This window comes from Salinibacterium sp. AL4.1, from assembly GCF_059767305.1.
This window is the reverse complement of the sequence record NZ_JBSOQK010000001.1, coordinates 968,932-988,148: the sequence shown is the minus strand read 5'-3', so window position 1 is coordinate 988,148 and position 19,217 is coordinate 968,932. Positions and strand designations below refer to the sequence as shown.

General features: G+C 62.0%; 20 protein-coding genes and 1 tRNA gene. 15 read left to right on the top strand and 6 right to left on the bottom strand.

From position 1 onward, the window contains the following. Positions 1–27 precede the first annotated feature (27 nt). The gene (locus tag ACWTV3_RS04845; RefSeq protein WP_498477088.1) at positions 28–1,857 is read right to left on the bottom strand and encodes a cytochrome c biogenesis protein DipZ; all 1,830 of its coding nucleotides are present in this window, start codon (positions 1,855–1,857) and stop codon (positions 28–30) included. Positions 1,858–1,956: 99 nt separating this feature from the next. Beyond that, on the bottom strand, positions 1,957–2,265 hold the full coding sequence (locus ACWTV3_RS04840; RefSeq protein ID WP_498477087.1) for a hypothetical protein: 309 nt from the start codon (positions 2,263–2,265) through the stop codon (positions 1,957–1,959). A gap of 226 nt (positions 2,266–2,491) precedes the next feature. Between ACWTV3_RS04840 and ACWTV3_RS04835 the strand changes: the two genes are divergently transcribed. The 10 genes from ACWTV3_RS04835 (at position 2,492) to ACWTV3_RS04790 (ending at position 11,860) form a co-directional block, all read left to right on the top strand. After that, positions 2,492–3,139: a fasciclin domain-containing protein gene (locus ACWTV3_RS04835; protein ID WP_498477086.1), complete on the top strand. Its 648-nt coding sequence runs from the start codon at positions 2,492–2,494 to the stop codon at positions 3,137–3,139. A 187-nt stretch (positions 3,140–3,326) separates the two neighbouring features. Beyond that, on the top strand, positions 3,327–4,496 hold the full coding sequence (locus ACWTV3_RS04830; protein ID WP_498477085.1) for an ROK family transcriptional regulator: 1,170 nt from the start codon (positions 3,327–3,329) through the stop codon (positions 4,494–4,496). 59 nt (positions 4,497–4,555) lie between these two features. Beyond that, positions 4,556–5,380 carry an ABC transporter permease gene (locus tag ACWTV3_RS04825; RefSeq protein ID WP_498477084.1) on the top strand — a complete coding sequence of 275 codons (825 nt, stop codon included), beginning with the start codon at positions 4,556–4,558 and terminating at the stop codon, positions 5,378–5,380. Next, on the top strand, positions 5,380–6,138 hold the full coding sequence (locus tag ACWTV3_RS04820) for an ABC transporter ATP-binding protein (protein ID WP_100388366.1): 759 nt from the start codon (positions 5,380–5,382) through the stop codon (positions 6,136–6,138). The genes ACWTV3_RS04825 and ACWTV3_RS04820 overlap by 1 nt, the downstream gene beginning before the upstream one ends. Positions 6,139–6,176: 38 nt before the next feature. Next, a complete protein-coding gene (locus tag ACWTV3_RS04815; RefSeq protein WP_498477083.1) occupies positions 6,177–7,199 on the top strand; it encodes an ABC transporter substrate-binding protein in 1,023 nt (340 codons plus the stop codon). After that, positions 7,196–8,260 carry a Gfo/Idh/MocA family protein gene (locus ACWTV3_RS04810; protein ID WP_498477082.1) on the top strand — a complete coding sequence of 355 codons (1,065 nt, stop codon included), beginning with the start codon at positions 7,196–7,198 and terminating at the stop codon, positions 8,258–8,260. The genes ACWTV3_RS04815 and ACWTV3_RS04810 overlap by 4 nt, the downstream gene beginning before the upstream one ends. A gap of 30 nt (positions 8,261–8,290) precedes the next feature. Beyond that, positions 8,291–9,721 (top strand): sulfatase family protein, encoded by a 1,431-nt coding sequence (locus ACWTV3_RS04805; RefSeq protein ID WP_498477081.1) that lies wholly within the window; start codon positions 8,291–8,293, stop codon positions 9,719–9,721. A 98-nt stretch (positions 9,722–9,819) separates the two neighbouring features. Next, complete coding sequence (locus ACWTV3_RS04800) at positions 9,820–10,242, top strand: DUF1761 domain-containing protein (RefSeq protein ID WP_498477080.1); 423 nt, start codon at positions 9,820–9,822, stop codon at positions 10,240–10,242. Positions 10,243–10,251: 9 nt separating this feature from the next. Next, positions 10,252–10,599 (top strand): YciI family protein, encoded by a 348-nt coding sequence (locus tag ACWTV3_RS04795; protein WP_498477079.1) that lies wholly within the window; start codon positions 10,252–10,254, stop codon positions 10,597–10,599. Between the two features lies 1 nt (position 10,600). Continuing rightward, complete coding sequence (locus ACWTV3_RS04790; protein WP_498477078.1) at positions 10,601–11,860, top strand: RNA polymerase sigma factor; 1,260 nt, start codon at positions 10,601–10,603, stop codon at positions 11,858–11,860. 37 nt (positions 11,861–11,897) lie between these two features. Here ACWTV3_RS04790 and ACWTV3_RS04785 read toward each other — a convergent pair whose 3' ends face one another. Beyond that, positions 11,898–12,533: a YdeI/OmpD-associated family protein gene (locus ACWTV3_RS04785; protein WP_498477077.1), complete on the bottom strand. Its 636-nt coding sequence runs from the start codon at positions 12,531–12,533 to the stop codon at positions 11,898–11,900. A gap of 83 nt (positions 12,534–12,616) precedes the next feature. On the opposite strand from ACWTV3_RS04785, the gene ACWTV3_RS04780 reads away from it, so the two are divergent. Then, the gene (locus ACWTV3_RS04780) at positions 12,617–13,657 is read left to right on the top strand and encodes an alcohol dehydrogenase catalytic domain-containing protein (RefSeq protein ID WP_498477076.1); all 1,041 of its coding nucleotides are present in this window, start codon (positions 12,617–12,619) and stop codon (positions 13,655–13,657) included. A gap of 177 nt (positions 13,658–13,834) precedes the next feature. Further along, positions 13,835–14,875 carry a zinc-binding dehydrogenase gene (locus ACWTV3_RS04775; protein WP_498477075.1) on the top strand — a complete coding sequence of 347 codons (1,041 nt, stop codon included), beginning with the start codon at positions 13,835–13,837 and terminating at the stop codon, positions 14,873–14,875. A gap of 19 nt (positions 14,876–14,894) precedes the next feature. On the opposite strand, the gene dapC is transcribed toward ACWTV3_RS04775, so the two are convergent. Both dapC and ACWTV3_RS04765 read right to left on the bottom strand, forming a co-directional pair. Further along, positions 14,895–15,965 carry a succinyldiaminopimelate transaminase gene (dapC, locus tag ACWTV3_RS04770; protein ID WP_498477938.1) on the bottom strand — a complete coding sequence of 357 codons (1,071 nt, stop codon included), beginning with the start codon at positions 15,963–15,965 and terminating at the stop codon, positions 14,895–14,897. Between the two features lie 309 nt (positions 15,966–16,274). Beyond that, a tRNA-Thr gene (locus tag ACWTV3_RS04765) sits at positions 16,275–16,348 on the bottom strand. A gap of 36 nt (positions 16,349–16,384) precedes the next feature. On the opposite strand from ACWTV3_RS04765, the gene ACWTV3_RS04760 reads away from it, so the two are divergent. Further along, entirely contained in the window at positions 16,385–17,356 is a 972-nt protein-coding gene (locus ACWTV3_RS04760; RefSeq protein WP_498477074.1) for a DMT family transporter, read from the top strand. A 13-nt stretch (positions 17,357–17,369) separates the two neighbouring features. Here the strand turns inward: ACWTV3_RS04760 and msrB are convergent, their stop codons facing one another. Further along, positions 17,370–17,768, bottom strand: coding sequence for a peptide-methionine (R)-S-oxide reductase MsrB (gene msrB / locus ACWTV3_RS04755; RefSeq protein ID WP_129072043.1), 399 nt, complete (start codon positions 17,766–17,768; stop codon positions 17,370–17,372). A gap of 54 nt (positions 17,769–17,822) precedes the next feature. Here msrB and ACWTV3_RS04750 point away from each other — a divergent pair, with 54 nt between their 5' ends. After that, entirely contained in the window at positions 17,823–18,281 is a 459-nt protein-coding gene (locus ACWTV3_RS04750) for a GNAT family N-acetyltransferase (protein ID WP_498477073.1), read from the top strand. Further along, positions 18,281–19,216: an HtaA domain-containing protein gene (locus ACWTV3_RS04745; protein WP_498477072.1), complete on the top strand. Its 936-nt coding sequence runs from the start codon at positions 18,281–18,283 to the stop codon at positions 19,214–19,216. Before ACWTV3_RS04750 ends, ACWTV3_RS04745 begins: the two co-directional genes overlap by 1 nt. The last annotated feature ends 1 nt before the right edge of the window (position 19,217 follow it).

Here is a 19,217-nt window from a genome sequence, read left to right as displayed (position 1 = left end):
CCTTTGTGTTGTGCAGAGGAGTGCTGGTTAGCCGAAGGTGTACGAGTACGCTTCAACGCCCTCGCTCACGGTCACCTCCAGCGTGCCGGTCTCGATCGTGTCGCCCTTGGGGATGATCGAGTAAGAGTTCGGCGTACCCGAGACCTTGATGGTCTCCGTCTTGCCATCGCGCTTCACGGTGATCGTGCCTTCTCCACCGAGAACCATGCGAACTTCACTGGCGGTGTAGTTCAGCTTGATTGAACCCTCGCCGTTGCGGGGAGTCGCGTTCTGGAAGGTGAGCTCCCAGTCGCCCTTGAGGGCGAAGCTGTTGTCGGCAAGCTTCGACGGGAAGCTGTACGTGTTGGTGCCCGACGAGTACTTCTCGTCGCCGCCGTAGTTCACTACCTTGCCGAGGCTTAGGTACGTCTCGGGGGTCGTGGTTCCAGCCTCGGGAGTGTCATCGCTGACCTCGGTTGCCGGCGGCAACTGAACGTCAGGGTTGGCATCCACGAGCAGTTCACGAATGAGCTTCTCGGTGGTCTGGTAGCTACCTTCACCGAACTTGATGTGACGAACAACACCTTCAGCGTCGATGAGGTAATGCGCCGGCCAGAAGCGGTTGCGGTAGTTGGTCCAGGTGCTGAGGTTGTTGTCGAGAGCAACCGGGTATTCGATCGCGTAGTTCTCGGCACCAGCCTTGACGTTCGCGGGAACCTTTTCAAACGCGTACTCGGGGGAGTGGACGCCAATGACGTTCAGACCGAGATCCTTGTAAGCGTCGTACCAGCTGTTGATGTGCGGAACCGCGCGCTGGCAGTTGATGCAGGAGTACGCCCAGAAGTCGATCAAAACGACTTCGCCGCGCAGTTCATCCAGAGTGATTTCTTCGTTGTTCTCGGTGTTGAACCACTCTTGGATGCCCTGAATGTCAGGAGCGATACCGCAGCTCTCGAGCTCGGTGCCACCGTTGCTGCACTGGTCGAGATCCTTGTTCTGCTCGTTGACGAGGCCACCAAGGTTAAGCTGTTCTGCGATCTGTTCTGAGTTGCTGAACTGGTCTTGCAACGCGCTTGTGTAATCAGGAACCAGACGCTGAAGTGCCTGCGGGAGGTTGAACACGAGGCCGATAGCGAGAGCGATCATGAGAACGCCACCCGTGACGCGAATCTTCTGCTGGTGCTTGCGGAAGGTCTTGACGCGCTCGGCGACGCGGCGGCCGGCGAGAGCGAAGATCAGCAGCGGAAGAGCGGCACCGATAGCGAAGGTGATCGTGAGCACGATGGTCTCGGGCCCGATGCGTCCGGTTGAGCCGGCGACCGTGATGGCCGCGAGAACTGGTCCAGCACAGGGCACGTAGACGGCACCGAGAGCCAGGCCGAGCACGAAGCCGCCTTTGTCTGTTCCGACGTTCTTCTGCGGAATCCACGAGAAGGGCTTTTCCAGAATGTGTTGGAAAGCGGGGATGATGAGGCCAAGGCCGATCAGAACGAGAACGACGATGCCGGCCCAGCGCAGGAAGTCCTGCGGGAGGTTGAGCAGCGCCAGGATGAGCGAACCGATGAGCGTGAAGACGCTGAACGCGACAACGAGGCCGGCGATAACGAAGTAGGGGCGCCACGGTGAAACCTTGGGGGCGGCATCCTTCTCAGCGGTTGCGGTTGCGGTTGCGGTTGCGGTAGCACTGTCGCTGATGGCGGCGGCATTGGATGCGGTGGGCATCGTGCGGCGAGCAAAGCGACGTTTCTTGGTTTCCCCTTCGCCGCGGGCGCTCATGGCACCACCCGACAAGAAGATGACCGGCAAGACCGGCAAGATGCACGGGGATATACCCGTGATGATGCCTCCTAGGAAGCCGATAAGGGCGAGACTGAGCATGAGGTTCCTCCACAGAACTGTGTGACGCCCGGAAGCCCGGACGGTTGCACTCAGTTCGGAACCGTGGCCCGTAAGGGTTGGTCTGAGGTTGCGCCGTCTTTACTGCTGCGCGTCTGCTGCGGGCTTCGGATGCCGTCTGAAGCGCCGCCCGAAGCGCCACGCTGCAACGCTTCCGCCGAGGGCGACAGCCAGCGCAAGAAGCGCAACGCCCAGGTATCGCCACTCTGATGCGGGGGAGTAGGGGAACGTATCTGACCAGTCGAGCCCGAGCCGCACGACGACGGCGCCCAGTATCCAACTCAGGAACACGCCGCCGAGGGTGGCGAAGACGGAGGCGGGCGTTGGTCGAGGTCGTGTCGACCCTCGCGGCGAGCGTCGCTTCGAGCCTCGACTCGCAGGTCGGGTCATGAGGGTGCTGCTTTCGGGTCGGTGTGGCAGTCGGCGGGGTGAGAACGCTCGCTGCGAGCCTACGCGTCAGAGATTTTTACCTCCCTATAGGCAAAAGCCATTTCAAAAAACTTTGAAAAAGTTCCAATCCCTTTTCGGGGGTGCCCCGAATAGTCCTGTGTAAGCCGGCAGCGAGTCGGTAAACAGGGTCCATCGGGGGCCACAAACTTTCACCAAGGAGATTCACATGCGATCCATTAAGCGCAACACCATCGCCGCCCTCACGTTCGCTGCAGTAGCAATGGTCGGCCTCGCCGGTTGTTCCACTGGAGCAGCAGACGACACCGCAGCACCTGCTCCCGAGGAGAGCACTTCATCGATGGAGATGGACTACACGACAGACCTCGTCGGCGCTGGCTGTGCTGCCTACGCCGAGACCGTTCCGGATGGAAGCGGCTCGATCGTCGGAATGGCTCAAGACCCGGTAGCAGTAGCCGCGTCGAACAACCCGCTGCTCACCACCCTCACCGCAGCAGTTTCGGGTGGCCTGAACGCAGACGTCAACCTTGTTGACACGCTCAACGGTTCAGAATTCACCGTCTTCGCTCCGGTTGACGACGCTTTCGCAGCGCTTCCGGCCGAGACCGTAGAGGCTCTCATGCAGCCCGAGAACGCTGAACTGCTCACGAGCATCCTCACGTACCACGTTGTTCCCGGCCAGATCCTTCCGGATGACATTGCTGGTGAGCTCACCACCGTCAACGGCGAAATGGTCACCGTTGCTGGTAGCGGCGACAACATCACCGTCAACGGCGCCAACGTCATCTGTGGTGGCGTTCACACGGCCAACGCGACCGTTTACCTCATCGATGGTGTACTCACCCCCGGTGCATAATTTGTAGCAAAACTCACGGGGATCCGCGCCTAGCGCGGGTCCCCGTTTTTGCGCGCCCGGACCCGGAATTCCGGGGCTGATGGAGCAAAATTGCGGGGTAGACGGGGGGCTCTAGAGCGTCGCTTGCGATGCGCTTTCGTTGCTCCATCGCTTGACTTTCTTCCCTCGACAGAGTTATTTTCTCTAAGTGAGCAATGAAGCCCTAAGCCGATTCGACGAAGCCACCTCCGTGCGTGCACAGGTGCTGACGATGCTGCGCGACCACGGGCCGCTGCCTCGCATCGAACTCGCTCGGCGTGCTCACCTCAGCCCCACGACCATCACCCGCGCCGTAGCCCAACTGGCTGACGAAGGCGTGATCGTAGAGGGCAACTCCATCTCGCCGACCAAGCTCGGCCGGCCCGCAACCGAGATCTCGATTGTGCGCGACGCGTTCGTTGTCGTCGGCGTTCAGGTGGGCGTCGGTTTCGTGCAGCTCGGCCTCATCGACCTGCTCGGCGGCACGGTGGCCTCGAGCTCGCTCAGCTACGACATCGCTACTCCCGCCGCCGACGTCATGGTCGACGCCGCTGCGGCAATCAACGAACTTATTGCGGCATCGGAATATGACCAGTCAATGGTTATTGGAGTGGGCGTCGCTGTCCCCGGCCCCGTCGACGTCGCCGGCCGCAGCATCCTTCTCCCCATCAACCTCGACTGGCGAGACGTTCCCGTCGCCGACATCCTTGAACCCCTGATCGGGCTGCCCGTCACCGTGGAGCACAACGTGCGCTCGATGGCTCTCGCCGAATCTCGCTTCGGCGCCGCGAAAGACCTCGGCAGTGTCGCCTTCATCTACCTGCGCACTGGACTCGGTGCCGGCCTCGTCGTCGAGGGCCAGCCCTTCGCCGGCGGTGTTCGCGGAGCAATTGAACTTGGCCACCTGCACGTCATCGACAATGGCATCGCCTGCGTCTGCGGCGGCAACGGATGCCTCGAAACCCTCGTGAGCGAAGGCGCCCTGCAGCGCCAGCTCGCCGAAGCCGGCCTCTCGTCTAACGGCGGGGGAGCGCTCACCGCGCTCTACGCCGCCGCCGACACAAACGACGTAGCCCGAGCATCCATCGACGCGATCATCACGCAGCTCGCCACCGCGATGTCGGCGATCGTGAACCTGCTGAACCCCGACGTGATTCTGCTCGGCGGCGCGCTCGCCGAGGTGCCCGAGGCTTTCTTCGAGCGCCTGACCGAGCAGACCCGCCAACAAGTCTTTCCGCTCATCCGCCCCCTCGTTCGTATCGAGCCCTCGTCACTCGGAATGTACGCGGGAGTGCTGGGGGGCGGAACCGCAGCCCTCGAACGCTACTTCTACATCTAAGCCATCACTTACCTACCCAAAGAAGAGGACCAGACAATGACGTCGAACAGGAACGCGACATGAGTGAACGACAGGTCGAACCAGAGGCCCTAACCATGGCAACACCGACAGCCGTCGCAGAGGACAACGAAAAGGGCGAGCGTTCTCTCAAGGGGCTGTATGTGATCACGTTCTTCCTCGGGATCGGGATCTGGACGCTGAGTGCGTTACTCTCGCGCAATGCGTTGATCCCGACCCCGATCGACGTCATCGCGAGCTTCGGAGAACTCATCGCCAACGGCACCCTCTGGGGCCACACGGTAACGAGTCTCACCCGAGTCACGACCGGCTTCCTGCTCGGAGTTGCCTTGGCCATTCCGGCCGGCTTCCTCATGGGCTGGTACTGGCTCGCTCGCGGATTGCTCGAGCCGTGGATTCAGTTCTTCCGCACGATCCCGCCGCTGGCGCTCATCCCGCTGGTCATCGTGATTCTCGGAATCGGTGAGACCGCGAAGATCTTCGTGATCTTCCTCGCCGCTTTCCTCTCATGCGTACTCGCGACCTTCCAGGGTGTGAGAAACGTGGATGTCACGCTCATCAATGCTGCGCGAGTGCTGGGTGCTAAAGACCTCACGATCTTCACTCGCGTCGTGATTCCCGCATCCACCCCGTTCATCTTCGTGGGTATGCGCGTCGCTCTGGGGGCATCGTGGGCCACCCTCGTGGCCTCGGAACTGATCGCAGCTCCCACCGGTCTTGGCCGGATGATGCAACAGGCTGCGCAGTTCCTCCAAACCGACCGCATCGTCGTCGGCATCATCATGATCGGTGCCCTCGGATTCATCATGGACCGTTTGCTTCTTCTCGCCGAACGGCGACTTACTCGCTGGCAGGAGACTCGCTAATGGCTCTCATCTCGATCAAAGACGTCACCAAGATCTACAACACGGAGCGAGGCCGCACGGTCAGCCTCGACAACGTCAGCCTTGACGTTGAACAGGGCGAGTTCATCACTCTTGTCGGCCCCAGTGGTTGCGGCAAGTCCACGATGCTGAACCTGGTGGGTGGCTTGCTTATGCCGACCTCGGGTCAAGTGCTCGTGAACGATGAGCCCGTCAAGGGCCCCGGTCCCGACCGCGGCGTTATCTTTCAGCAGTACGCCCTGTTCCCGTGGTTGACCGCTCAAGAAAACGTTGAGTTTGGGCTTCGGTTGCAGAACGTTCCTAAGAAGGAGCGCGCCGAACGGGCCATGCACTACTTGAGCCTCGTTGGTCTGCAGGACTTCGCCAACGCGCTGCCCAAGGAGCTCTCGGGCGGAATGAAGCAGCGTGCGGCAATTGCGCGGGCGTACGCCGTGCATCCATCGGTATTGCTGATGGACGAACCGTTCGGTGCCCTCGACGCCCTCACCCGAGTGCAGATGCAGGATGACCTGCTCGAGACCTGGGAAAAGGAAAAGCGCACCGTCGTCTTCATCACCCACGACGTGGACGAGGCCGTGTACCTCGCCAGCCGCGTTGTTGTGATGAGCCCTCGCCCCGGTCGCATCAGCGAAATTATCGACGTTCCCCTCGCGTACCCCCGCGGGGAGGAGATTCGGCTCTCTCCCGAGTTTGCCGAGATCCGTGCCAGAGTCTGGCGCGGAGTGCACCACCACGAATGAACCAACCACTCATCATCAATCACAGGCAAGGACGCCCCATGAAGAAGAAAATGCTCGGCGCGGCAGCAGTCGCCGCAACATTTGCTCTCGCGTTGACCGGTTGCACGACAGAATCCGGCAGCACTGACAGCAGCGGCGATGACCTCATCGCCATCAATGTTGGTTACATCGACACCAGCATCAACGGTGTTGGCATTATCGCCGTCGCCAACGACCAGGACCTCTGGACCGAGGCTGGCCTCGACGTCAACCTCGTTCCCTTCACCAATGGCCCCACGCAGATTCAGGCCATGGCCAGTGGATCGCTTGACGTCGGTTACATCGGTGGCGGCGCCATGTGGATGCCCGCTTCCGGCCAGGGCACCGTTATTACACCCAACGAGAGCACCTTCGGTGACTACCTCATCGCTTCTCCCGAGTCGGGCGCTACCGACATGGCAGACCTCAAGGGACTCAAGATTGGTGTTCCGGATGGCGGATCGGGCGAAATGATTCTCGCCCTCGCCCTGGAAGAAACCGGTCTCACCGAGGCCGACATCGAGCGCATCCCGCTGGACCCGCCAAGCGTTGTATCGGCGTTCGTTGCTGGCCAGATCGACGTTGCTGCAATCTTCTCGCCGCTGAGCGACCAGATTTTCGAGTCGGTTCCCGACGCAGAGATCATCGCCAACAACCGCGACTTCCCCGAAACCGAGTTCCTCGGAGCCTGGGTTGCCTCGAACGATGCCGCTGCTGACAAGAGCGAAGCCCTCACACGCTTCCTTGAGGTCTGGATTCAGGCCAATGACTACCGCATCTCTGACACCGAGGACACGGTTGCTCTCTCCGCCGCGCTCTCGGGTGCTCCCGCAGACCAGCTGCAGAGCCAGGCCGATGGCCTCGAGTGGTGGACGTCTGACCAGATTCTGGCCGACAACGCCGACGGCTCCACGTTTGAGCGCTTCGGTGCTTTCACGCAGCTCTTCGTTGAGGTTGGTCGACTGACCACCGACGAAGCTTCCGCACCGGAAGACTTCATCAACGTCGATCTCTTTGCCGCCGCCAAAGACAACCTCAAGTGACCGGTCGGCTAGGGACCGGTGCTCCGGTCCGCTTAGGGATCGTGGGCGCCGGGTTCGTAGCCGACTTCTACCTTCGAGCACTCGGCAGCATCCGCGGGCATGACGTAACGGTTGTTGCGGCACGCTCGGCGGAGTCGGGGGCAGCCTTTGCGGAACGCTTCGACATTCCGGTTGTCGTCTCCACTGTCGCTGAACTCGTGGAGCGCGACGATGTCGACATCGTCATCGTCGCGCTCCCTCAAGACCAACACGTTGCGGTCGTTGCCGCAGCAGCGGCCGCCGGCAAAGGCATCATTTGCACCAAGCCGCTCGGCCGCAACTCAGCGGAAGCTGCCGAATGCCTGCGCCTCGTTCGCGAAGCCAGCGTCTGGCACGCCTACGCCGAAACCGAAGTATTTGCTCCGGGCCTCGTGAAAGCGAAAGAGCTGGTGGATGCAGGGGCCGTTGGTCGAGTGACCTCGGTTCGAGCGCGCGAATCTCACGGGCATCCGCACAAGCACGCTCGCGATGTTTCGCGATCGGGTGGCGGACCGCTGCGCGCTCTCGGCTGCCACTGTGTAGCCATCGGCCGCTGGTTCATCGGTTACGACACCGCCCCCAAAGAAGTTTTCGCATGGGGTGCACGACTCTCGCGCGACGACGTCGAGACCGAAGACACCGCTGTTGCGCTCATCCGCTTTGAGGACGACCGCATGGCTCAGGTCGAAGTGAGCTGGGGCCACGTCGCCGGGTTGGATGTGCGCAACGAGATTCACGGTACCGCGGGCTGGATCGGTACCGACGAGACCGGCGAGACGGGCATCCGTGCCTTCGCTGGGAAGCCCGCCGGCTACGTCGTCGAAAAAGCCGGAGCCGCGACAGGCTGGATCACCCCGGTGCCTGACGAGCCCTGGGTGTACGGCTACCACGGAGAACTCACCCACTTCGTGGAGTGCTACCGCGCGGGCGTCGAGCCCCGCCAAACCTTTGTTGATGGCTACATCGACAACGCAATCATTGATGCCGCCTACCGCTCCATGGAGTCCGGAACCTGGGTTCCGATCGACATGTCCGCGGTCTAGAGCAACACCCTGAACGACGAAAGAACAACTATGACTGAGAACGCAAAGCGCCGCCCCAACATTGTGATGATCCTCACCGATGATCACGCCTCGCACGCCATCGGTGCATATGGGTCGGTAGTGAACCAGACTCCGCGCATCGACGAGATCGCGCAGTTGGGCTGGAAACTCGACAACTGCTTCGCGACCAACTCGCTCTGTTCGCCGAGTCGGGCATCCATTCTTACCGGGACATATAGCCACATCAATGGTGTCAGTACGCTCGTGACTCCGATCGATGCCAGCCAACCAACCTTCGTGTCGCAGCTGAAAGAAGCGGGCTACCGCACCGCTATAGTCGGCAAGTGGCATATGGGCGATGGAGGCGAAGCTGACCCGCAAAACTTTGACTACTGGGACGTACTCATCGAGCAGGGCGAGTACCACGATCCGAAATTCTTGAACCCGGATGGTCTGCGCACGGTCCCTGGTTATGCGACTGACATCATCACCGACCTGTCGCTCAAGTGGGTTGACGAGCTCGAGGGTGACGACCCGTGGTGCGTTCTGATCTATCACAAGGCTCCCCACCGGCCGTGGGAGCCCGATGAGAAGCACGCCGGAATGTACTCCGACCCCATCCCGGTGCCGGCGACGTTCACCGATGACTACGAAACGCGCACGTCGTCCGCTCGCCGGGCCGCGATGCGCATCGCTGAGAACCTCAACGAAGATGACCTCAAGCAGACACCGCCCGAGGGGCTCAGCTACGACGAACTCGCGCTGTGGAAGTACCAGCGCTTCATGGAGGACTATCTTGCCTGCGTCGCCTCGGTCGACGACAACGTTGGCCGTGTCACCGACTGGCTCACAGAGCGCGGCGACTTCGACGACACCCTGCTCATGTACAGCTCAGATCAGGGCTTCTTCTTGGGCGACCACGGCTGGTTCGACAAGCGCTTCATGTACGAAGAATCGCTGCGGATGCCGTTCGTGCTCAGCTATCCAGCTCAGTTAGCTGCAGGCAAGTCGTACGAGGGCATCGTCACCAACGTTGACCTCGCGCAGACCATCCTCGATGCGGCCGGCGTGGAGCACCATCCGCGCATGCAGGGTCGTAGCCTCTGGCCCGACCTTGTCGAAACTCCGGATGTCGAGCCCGCCGAGGGCATGTACTACCGCTACTGGGAGAATGACGATGTCTTCCATCGCGCACCCGCCCACTACGGCTACCGTACCGACCGCTACAAGTTGATCTTCTTCTATAACGACGGATTGGGCGTGCCCGGAACTGGGCCATTCTCGTATCCCTCGGAGTGGGAACTCTACGACCTCGAAACCGACCCCGACGAACTCAACAACGTCTACGGGACACCGGAATACGCCGAAGTCGAAGCCGACATGAAGGTCAAGATGTGGAAAGCGCAGGCCGCTTTCAAAGACGAACCTCACCCCAGTCAGCCGAAGCCGGTCGGTGTCTAGAAATTTTCTGAAGTTTTATGCAGCGCACGTGTCGATTCGGCACGTGCGCTGCGTCATGTCAGTGAGGGCAGGGAAATCCCCGGCCCCGAAAGGACATGATGACGCTGAACTTTCTGGCAATCGCGGTAGCGACGGTGGCAGGAATGCTCGTGGGATGGGCCTGGTTCTCGCCAGCCCTTCTGGGTAAGCCGTGGGCGGCGCGAGCCGGGATTGAGTTGAGTGCGAAGACTCCCGGGTGGGCGTATCCGCTGGCGCTGGTGGCTACGGCTATCACCGCCACAGTGTTGGCGCTGGCGGCGGCGATCGCCCACGACCAGTTGGGTGGCGCGTTTCTGGCGGTCACGCTGGCTGTGGCATCCATTGGTTGGCTCGGTTTCACCGCGTCGCGTAATGCGGTCGAGTATCTTTTTGAGAAGAAGTCCCCGTCGCTGTTCGCAATCGATATGGGTCATCAACTCGCAGTTCTCATCGTCATGTCCGTTGTCATCGGCCTCTTCGGCCACACTTCACAGATCGGCTAGGGAAACAACATGCAGTACATGATCCTGATTCATTCTGAACCCATGGACGGCCCGAACCCGGGTAAGCCCGGCTTCGACGAGATGATGGCGCCGTGGATGGCCTACAACCAGAAGCTGATTGATGGCGGCCACTATGTTGCGGCCGATCAACTTCAGGGCGTCGAGACCGCGACCACGATTCGTCGGGCGTATGGTGCCGGCGACACGATTGTTGATGGTCCCTTCGCTGAGACTAAGGAGCACTTCGGCGGCTTCTACATTGTGGAAGCCAAAGACCTGGATGAGGCGCTGGCGCTCGCCGCCGAGGTTCCGATTCCGGCTGGCTCGCTTGAGGTTCGCCCGGTGGTGCCCTCGTAGCGTGCCTGATAACTCAGAGGCGGTCACTCGCCTGGCGCGTGAGGAGAGTGGGCATGTGCTCGCTCTTCTCGCGCACCGCTTCGGGCTCGACGTTGCCGACGATGCGGTGCAGGATGCGCTTGTCGAGGCTCTGAACTGGGCCGTAGTGCCTGGCAGCCCCGCAGCCTGGCTCTACACGGTCGCGCGTAATCGCGCGGTCGACCGTGTGCGGCGCGACGCTGCTGCCAAGCGACGTCTCGCGCGGGCAGCGCCTGATCTTCTGTCCGCCGCCGAGCACAACAATGGAGGCGACGGCCCCGGCGGTAACGATGAGGAGGTGCCCGACATGATTGACGATGCTCACTATTCGGGCGACGAACACCTGCGGTTGCTGCTGCTCTGTTGTCACCCGGCGCTGAGTCGAGACACCCAAGTGGCGCTGACCCTCCGACTTGTCGGCGGTCTTACGACGGCGGAGATTGCCGCGGCATTCTTGCTGCCCGAGCAGACCCTTGCGCAACGGATCGTGCGGGCGAAGCGCAAGATCCGCGACGCGGGCATCCCGCTCGGCATCCCCGAAGACCTCACGTCGAGAGTCGATGCCCTGCTCACCGTGGTGTACCTCATCTTCAACGAGGGCTATCTCTCGCGGGGGAGCACGACCGGCGCCCGCATCGACCTCGTAGAGGAAGCGATTCGCCTCACGATCACCGCGCGCGAGCTGCTCCCCGGCAATCCCGAAGTGGAAGGCCTATTGGCACTGGAGCTCTACGCTCGCGCCCGCCACGACACTCGCTTTCGCGGTGACGAACTTGTTCTTCTCGAGCACCAGGATCGCACCCGCTGGGATGGCGAGCTTATCGAGCAAGCGAACGGGCTCCTGGGTAGTGCGCTCGCAGGCCTGCAGCCGGGGCCGTTTCAAACCCAAGCAGTCATTGCGCGCCACCATGCCACCGCGCGCACTGCCGCTGACACTGACTGGCCGGCCATCGCATCCGCTTACGCCGTGCTGCTGGCGATGACGGGTGGATCGCCCGTAGTGGCACTCAATCGTGCCGTCGCGGTGTCGATGGCCGACGGCCCTGACGCGGGTCTGCGCTTGCTCGCCGAGATCACCGGCCTCGAGAACTATCACCTGTATTGGGCTACTCACGCCGAGTTGTTGTTGCGTGTGGGTGATGCGGATGCCGCAGCGAAAGCCTTCGCCAAAGCGCGCGAACTGGCCACGAATGCCGCCGAGCAGCAGCATCTCGATCGGCGTATTGCGCAACTGCCCGGCTAGCTCCAGCGGAGTTCCGCTTGCTCGGTAGCGAGGGTAGTTAGGGCCGTTTCGCCGGAGGCTTGGGTTGCGCGTAGTGGTGCTCGCCGATCGCCCCCTTCTCCACGACATCCCGGATGCGGGCGGCGCGCACGGCTGGCGTTTTGATGCCGGTGAGCCGCGCATAGATCTGAAAGCGCTCACTCTTGGTGAGGCTGGCGTGAAATTCGGCGGAGGCCGGGTTCGCGTCGAGGGCGGCCTGTAGGTCTGGGGGAGTTGTCATGTTCTTCTGGCTATAGGCAGCATCCCAGCGACCGTCGGCCTTGGCGCGCTCGACTTCGGCGAGGCCGCCTGGCCGCATCTGGCCCTCCTCGAGGAGCCGCGCAACGTGGTCGCGATTCACTTGAGACCATGGGCTGTTCTTGCGGCGCGGAGTGAACGCTTGCAGCGTGTAGTCGTCGTCGAGGCGTGCCATCTGGCCATCGATCCATCCGAAGCACAGCGCAACGTCGAGCGCTTCGCTCCAGGTGATGCCGGGGGCCTTCGACAGCTTCTTGCGGAGCTTGAGGCGCACGCCGTCGGGCGACGGCTCGTTCTCGAGGTGGGTGGTCCACTCAGCGATGCTGACGTCGAGGATGGGTTTGTCGGCGAAACTGGCCACGGTGAAGTCCTCCTGGAGTGCGTCGCCCTCAAGCATCGCACCATCCACTGACGGCTACTCCTGCTCGCTGAACAAAGACTGATTCGTTGCGGGGCGCGAATCGGGCGTTGAATAGACCCATGCGAGCTACTTACATTTACGGCGCCGGCGATGTCCGCGTCATCACTGCCCCTGACCCGAAGCTCATCGAGAGCACTGACGCGGTCGTTCGCATTACCCGGGCCTGTGTTTGTGGCAGCGATCTGCACCCCTTCCATTCCATGCCGGCGGATGCGGATGCTCGCCCCATCGGTCACGAGTTCATCGGCGTGGTCGAAGAGCTCGGCAAAGACGTCGCCACGCTCACGGTCGGCGACTTCGTCATCGCGCCCTTCGCCTACTCTGACGGCACCTGCGAGTTCTGCCTCGAAGGGCTCCAGACCTCGTGCATCCACGGCGGCTATTGGGGCAACGGCGGCATCACGGGCGGTCAGGCCGAAGCTGTGCGCGTGCCCTTCGCCGACGGCACGCTCGTCAAGGTTCCCGGCACCGTCGACGAGTCGCAGTACGCCGGCCTCCTCACTCTTTCTGATGTCTACGCCACCGGTTGGCACGCGGCTTACAAGGCTCGCGTCGCTCCCGGCCAGACCGTTACCGTCATCGGTGACGGCGCTGTCGGCCTCCTCGCTGTGCTCTCCGCCAAGCAGATGGGTGCCGAGCGCATCATCCTCATGGGCCGCCACAAGGCGCGTACTGACCTCGGCATCCACTTCGGAGCCACGGATGTCGTAGCCGAGCGAGGCGAGGAAGGCATTGAAAAAGTCCGCGAACTTACTGGCGGTACGGGAAGCCACGCAGTCCTCGAAGCCGTTGGTTTCATGCCCGCTTACGAGCAGGCGCTCGGCGTTGTCCGTGCCGGCGGTGTAATCAGCCGTGTGGGCGTTCCGCAGTACGAGGATGCCCCAGTTGGCCGCGGCAGTCTCTTCGGAAAGAACGTCGGCCTCGTCGGCGGTGTGGCTCCCGCTCGCGCGTACATCGAGCAACTGCTTCCCGCCGTGCTCGACGGAACCGTGAATCCGGGTCTCGTCTTCGACCAGACCGTGAAACTCGAGCAGACCCCCGACGGCTATACCGCAATGGATGAGCGCACCGCTCTCAAGGTGATGGTCGACCCGACGTAGCAGTCGCACGGCATCCCGCCGGCTCGGGGACGCCTAAATTCCGCCTACCGACGACGCGGATGCCCTGCCAGAGATCGAGTATTGCCCCGTGTACTGTTGTGTCGTCAGCTGGTCGCGCGTTCACGAATCCCAGTGGAGAGCGGCCTCAGCCACAGGCTTATATTGCGAGGTAACCCTATGAAGGCAACATTTCTCTACGGCGCGGGCGACGTGCGAGTGGAAACGGTAGCGGACCCGGTTATCCAGCAGAAAACGGATGCCATTGTTCGGGTAGTTCGCGCCTGTGTGTGCGGCTCAGACCTGCACCCTTTTCACACGCGTAAGCCAGGGCCGGTCGGTGCTCCGATGGGCCACGAGATGGTCGGCGTAGTCGAAGAGATCGGCTCCGAGGTCTCCACCGTGAAGCGCGGGGACCTCGTCGTCGCCACGTTCACGTATCAAGACAACACCTGCGTCTTTTGCCAAGAGGGATTTCACACCTCCTGCCGTCACGGCGGCTTTTACAACAAGCCCGAAGTCGGCGGCTTCCAAGCGGAATACGCTCGGGTGCCGCAGGCCGACGGCAGTCTGGTGGCAGTGCCGGGTGTCGACGAGAACAGTGAACTGCTCCCGTCGCTCCTTGCCCTCTCTGATGTCTACCTCACTGGCTATCACGCCGCGCACATGGGACGAGTTGGTGCGGGCAAGACCGTGACGGTCATTGGTGACGGCGCGGTAGGGCTGTCGGCCGTACTGGCGTCAAAGCGGCTCGGTGCCGAGCGGGTCATCCTCATGGGGCGGCATCAGTCGCGCACTGATCTCGGTCGTGATTTCGGGGCAGACGAGGTCGTCGCCGAGCGCGGAGAAGAGGGAGTCGCGCGGGTGCGCGAACTCACCCGCGGCGAGGGTAGTCACGTTGTTGTCGAAGCGGTTGGCCACTTCCCGGCGTACCAGCAAGCACTGGGCTCGGTTCGAGTGGGCGGCACCATTTCGCGCGTTGGTGTTCCGCAGTATTCCGAGGCTCCCATCGGCTGGGGCTCACTCTTCAGCCGCAACATCACGCTTACGGGCGGGCCCGCTCCCGTGCGCGCGTATATCGAATCTGCGCTCGAGGACGTGCTCGATGGCGCGATCGAGCCGGGGCGCGTCTTTGACAGCGTCGTGAGTCTCGACGAGGTGCCCATGGCATATACCGCTATGGACACCCGTGAGCGCCTCAAGGTGATGATCGCCTTCTAAGGCGAGAGCTGCTGTTTCGTCAGCGAGCCCACGACTGTAGGGCGGTTATCGCTCGGTCGAGGTACTCATCGCGGACTGTCACCGCGAATCTGACGAATTGTGTGCCGCTCGGACCGTAAAACTCGCCGGGGGAGACGAGCACACCGATGTCGGCTAGCTTCATTGCGGTGTCCACTCCGCTTTCTCCCAGCGTGGCCCACAAATACAGGCCGCTCTTCGAATTTTCGATGCGGAATCCGGCAGCTTCGACAGCCGGTCGGAGACGCTCGAGTCGGGCGGTGTAGAGGGCGCGCTGTTCGACTACGTGTTCGTCATCGGAGAGGACGGCGCTGAGCACTAGCTGCACGGGAGCAGGCACAATGAGTCCCAGGTCGCGGCGCCGCGAGGTGATTTGAGCGATCAGTTGCTCGTCGCCGGCGACCATGCCGGCGCGGTATCCGGCCATGTTTGACTGCTTGCTGACCGAGTACGAGGCGAGGATGTGGGTCTTGTCGTCGCCAACCACTCTCGCGTCCAAGATGGACGGTATGCGCTCCCCGTCGACCTCATTCAACACGGCGTAGCACTCGTCGCCGACTATTACTGCACCGAGCTCACGAGCTCGAGCCACAGCACGACGCAACTCCTCAACGGTCAGGGTCTGGCCGTCAGGGTTGCGAGGAGAGTTCAGCCAAATGAGCTTGGTCGCTTCAGGCCACTTGGCGGGATCGTCCTCAGCTACGACGTCGGCGCCCACAGCAAGCGCCCCGGCTTCGTAGGCAGGATAGGCCAGTGCGGGTCGCACCACGACATCGCCGGCACCCAATCCGAGCAGGAATGGCAGCAATCCTAAGAGCTCTTTAGACCCGATCGTCGGAAGCACCTCGCCGCGAGTGAGGGTGACGCCGCGCACGCGGTCAAACCAGTTCACCATCGCCTCGCGAAGCTCGACGACTCCAATGGTGAGGGGGTACCCCGGAGCGCCACCCGCGGCGGCTAGCGCATCAATGAAGACTTGCGGCGTGGGATCAACGGGAGAGGCAGTAGCGAGGTCGGCGAACCCGCCCGGATGGGCTAGCGCGCGGCGACGAAGCTCGGCCGACACCTCCATCGGTGTCGGGCTTGTGGGAGTCGAGGACTCTGCGGCGGCGGTCACGCTACTGCTCCGAAGCGCTGAATCGAGAGAATCGATACCGCCCGGGAACGCGACGCGCGGGCTTCGGTGAGGTGAAAGAAGGAGTTCATGCCGTTTAGTAAATCAGCAATTCCTAAGAAACACATGGGGTTTGACGGTATGTGCGACGAATGCTTCACCGGTCGAAATCGTGTGGACGGCATCCCGTCGAAAGCTGCCGGTTAAATAACAATGTCGAAGGCCGTTAGGGTTAAAGCAACCCCGACGGCCCTCGACATTCTGCTGGGCCTCCTGTCGGATTCGAACCGACGACCCCCGCTTTACAAGAGCGGTGCTCTAGCCAGCTGAGCTAAGGAGGCTTGGGCCAACGCCCTATTTTAGACATGACTAGCCCTATGCTCCCAACCAGTCCTCGAAGTCGCCGTCGCGCGCTCGCCGGAATCTTCGCCGCAATCGTCGCTGGCAGTCTCGTGGCAGCCCAAAGTCGCATCAACGGCGAGCTCGCTGTTGAGCTTCACGACTCCACCCTCGCGGCGTTTATTTCCTTCGGCTCGGGCCTCGTCATCCTCACGCTTGTCGTGCCGTTCGTGCCCACCGCTCGCGCTGGATTTCGCACCCTCCGCACCGAAGTGGCCAGTAAACGACTGCCCTGGTGGTACCTCAGCGGGGGAGCCTTCGGTGCATTCTTCGTCCTGACCCAGGGTCTGGCAGCTACCGCTCTCGGCGTCGCTCTCTTCACAGTGGCGGTCGTCGCGAGCCAAACCATCAGCTCTGCCGTAATCGACCGGGTGGGCATCGGCAGCCTCCAGAAGCGACCGGTCACGGTATTGCGGGTGGCGGCATCCGCCCTCGCAGTGGGGGCAGTAATTTTTTCTGGCTTAGCCGATTTGCGCCTTGACGGACCGTTCTTGCTCGTGTTCTTGCCTCTCACCGCCGGATTCGGGATCGGGTGGCAGCAAGCCATCAACGGTCACGTCCGTCACGTGACGCGTTCGCCCCTCACCGCCACGTACGTCAATTTCGGCGTCGGCACGACGGTGTTGGCGATCGCAGCGATCTCTTACGGCTTCGCCGGCGGCTGGCAACACGACTTCCCCACCGACCCGGCGCTGTACGTCGGGGGAGCGATCGGCGTCATCTTCATCGTGGTCGCCGCAGTGCTCGTACCGATCACGGGAGTGTTGTTTTTTGCTCTCGGATCGATCGCCGGTCAACTGATCGGTGCGCTCGCGCTCGAGATTTTCTTGCCCACAGACAGCGATGGGGTGGCACCGACCACCGTAATCGGTGTGGTGCTCACCCTCATCGCCGTGGCGATCGCGTCCCTATCGAGTCAGCGACCGCCTAAGACCCTGCAGCCGAAATAGCGCTGCCGTCGAACTAGTCCTGCTCGTCGAACTCCAACGACGAAGAGTTCAAGCAGAAGCGGTCACCGGTCGGCGTCTGGTGGGCGTCATCGAAGAGATGCCCGAGGTGCGAACCACAGGTGGCGCACACCACTTCGGTGCGAACCATGCCGAGTGAGCGGTCTTCGCGCAGCTCAACGGCATCCGGGTTGATGGCTTCATAGAAGCTGGGCCATCCCGAACCGGAATCGAACTTGGTGTCGCTCTTGAACAGCTCAGCACTGCAGGCGCCACAGCGGTAGGTGCCCGCGCGCTTCTCGTCGAGAAGAGCGCCAGACCACGGGCGGTCGGTTCCGGCTTCGCGCAGCACCGAGTACTTGATTCCGAGCTCGTCGCGCCACTGCTCTTCGGTCTTGGTCACCTTGTACGTCATAGTGGTCTCCTTAAGTTGCCAGCTCTCGCTGCTCAGTACATTAAACTCGGGGATGTGCCTAATGATTCCGTGATCGCCAAGTCTTGGGGCGAATTAACAACATCCGAGCTCTACTCGATCATGAAACTGCGCACCGACGTATTTTTTGTTGAGCAAAAAGTCGATGAGACTGAACTCGACGACCGCGATCAAGAAGACACCACGCGGCATTACTGGATTACCGACGACCTCGGAGTCGCCGCCTACATCCGCGTTCTGCACAACGAAACCGCCGAATACCGTGATGGCCACTGCGTGATTGGCCGCGTAGTAGTCCGCGAAGATCGCCGCGGAGAAGGTCTTGCGCAGATCATCATGAAGCGCATCGTCAACGATTACAGCGATCAGGCGATGTTGCTCCATGCGCAGGAATACATTGTGCCGCTGTACGCCAAGTTCGGTTTCGAAGCCTTCGGTGAGCTCTACGAAGAGGCCACCATCATGCACCAGTCGATGTACCGCTCCGCACAGTAATGCGACGCCTCAATGTGTGCTTGCTGGGCCCCGCCGCGCTCGTCATCACCGCGGTTGCCATAGCGCTCACTCCGATGACAAGCAATGCCGCAGTTCCGGATGCCGCGGGCGCGAGCCTGGCGCAGGCGAATGCTGCACCCACTGACGTCGTGCTCGCCGCCGACTCAGTCGTCTGTGATGTGTCGAATGCCGCCATCACCTGGGGTGTCAAAGAGTCGCTTCGGTCGTACATCAGCGGCACAATCGCCAACGGTGAATGGGCGGTGAGCGACGGTGCCACCTACGACACCCCCAACTTCGGTTGGACGGCAGGCGCCGGCCAGCTCGACGCGGGTGAAGGCACCATCGCGTTCGACGGAACGCTTCGCTTCATGGGGCACGACGGCATTCTCGACACCACCCTCAGCGGCCTCGAGATCGTCTTCGACGCCAGCATGACAGCAACCCTTGTCTTTGACGTGTCGGGAACCACTCAAGAAGGTGTTCCCGTGGATGCCCAGAACGTCGATTTTGCCACCATTGATGTCTCAGGCATCACGGTAGAAGACGGCACCGCGCTGCTCGCAGACGCCCCCGTCACCCTCACCGAGGCCGGGTCGGAAGCATTCGGAACGTACCCGCCCGATTCCCAGTTTGACCCCATCATGGTGAGCTTCAGTGCTACGCCCGAATGCATGCCGGAACCTCGCCTGCGCGACCCCGTACTGGCCCGCAACCTCGTTGTGATGGCCTCGGTCATCGCGCTGGTCTGGGGTATCGGAGTCGTCTTCTACGTCAGCCGACGTCGCGGAACCGCACGGGCACAGGGCGCTAAGGCTAACGACGACACAGACTCGCTCGACGACTCAGCACACGACGCTGACTCGACCGACAACGCAGAGCCCGACAACGCAGGCCCCGACAACGCAGCGAAGCCCGAAAGCAGCGACAGCTAGG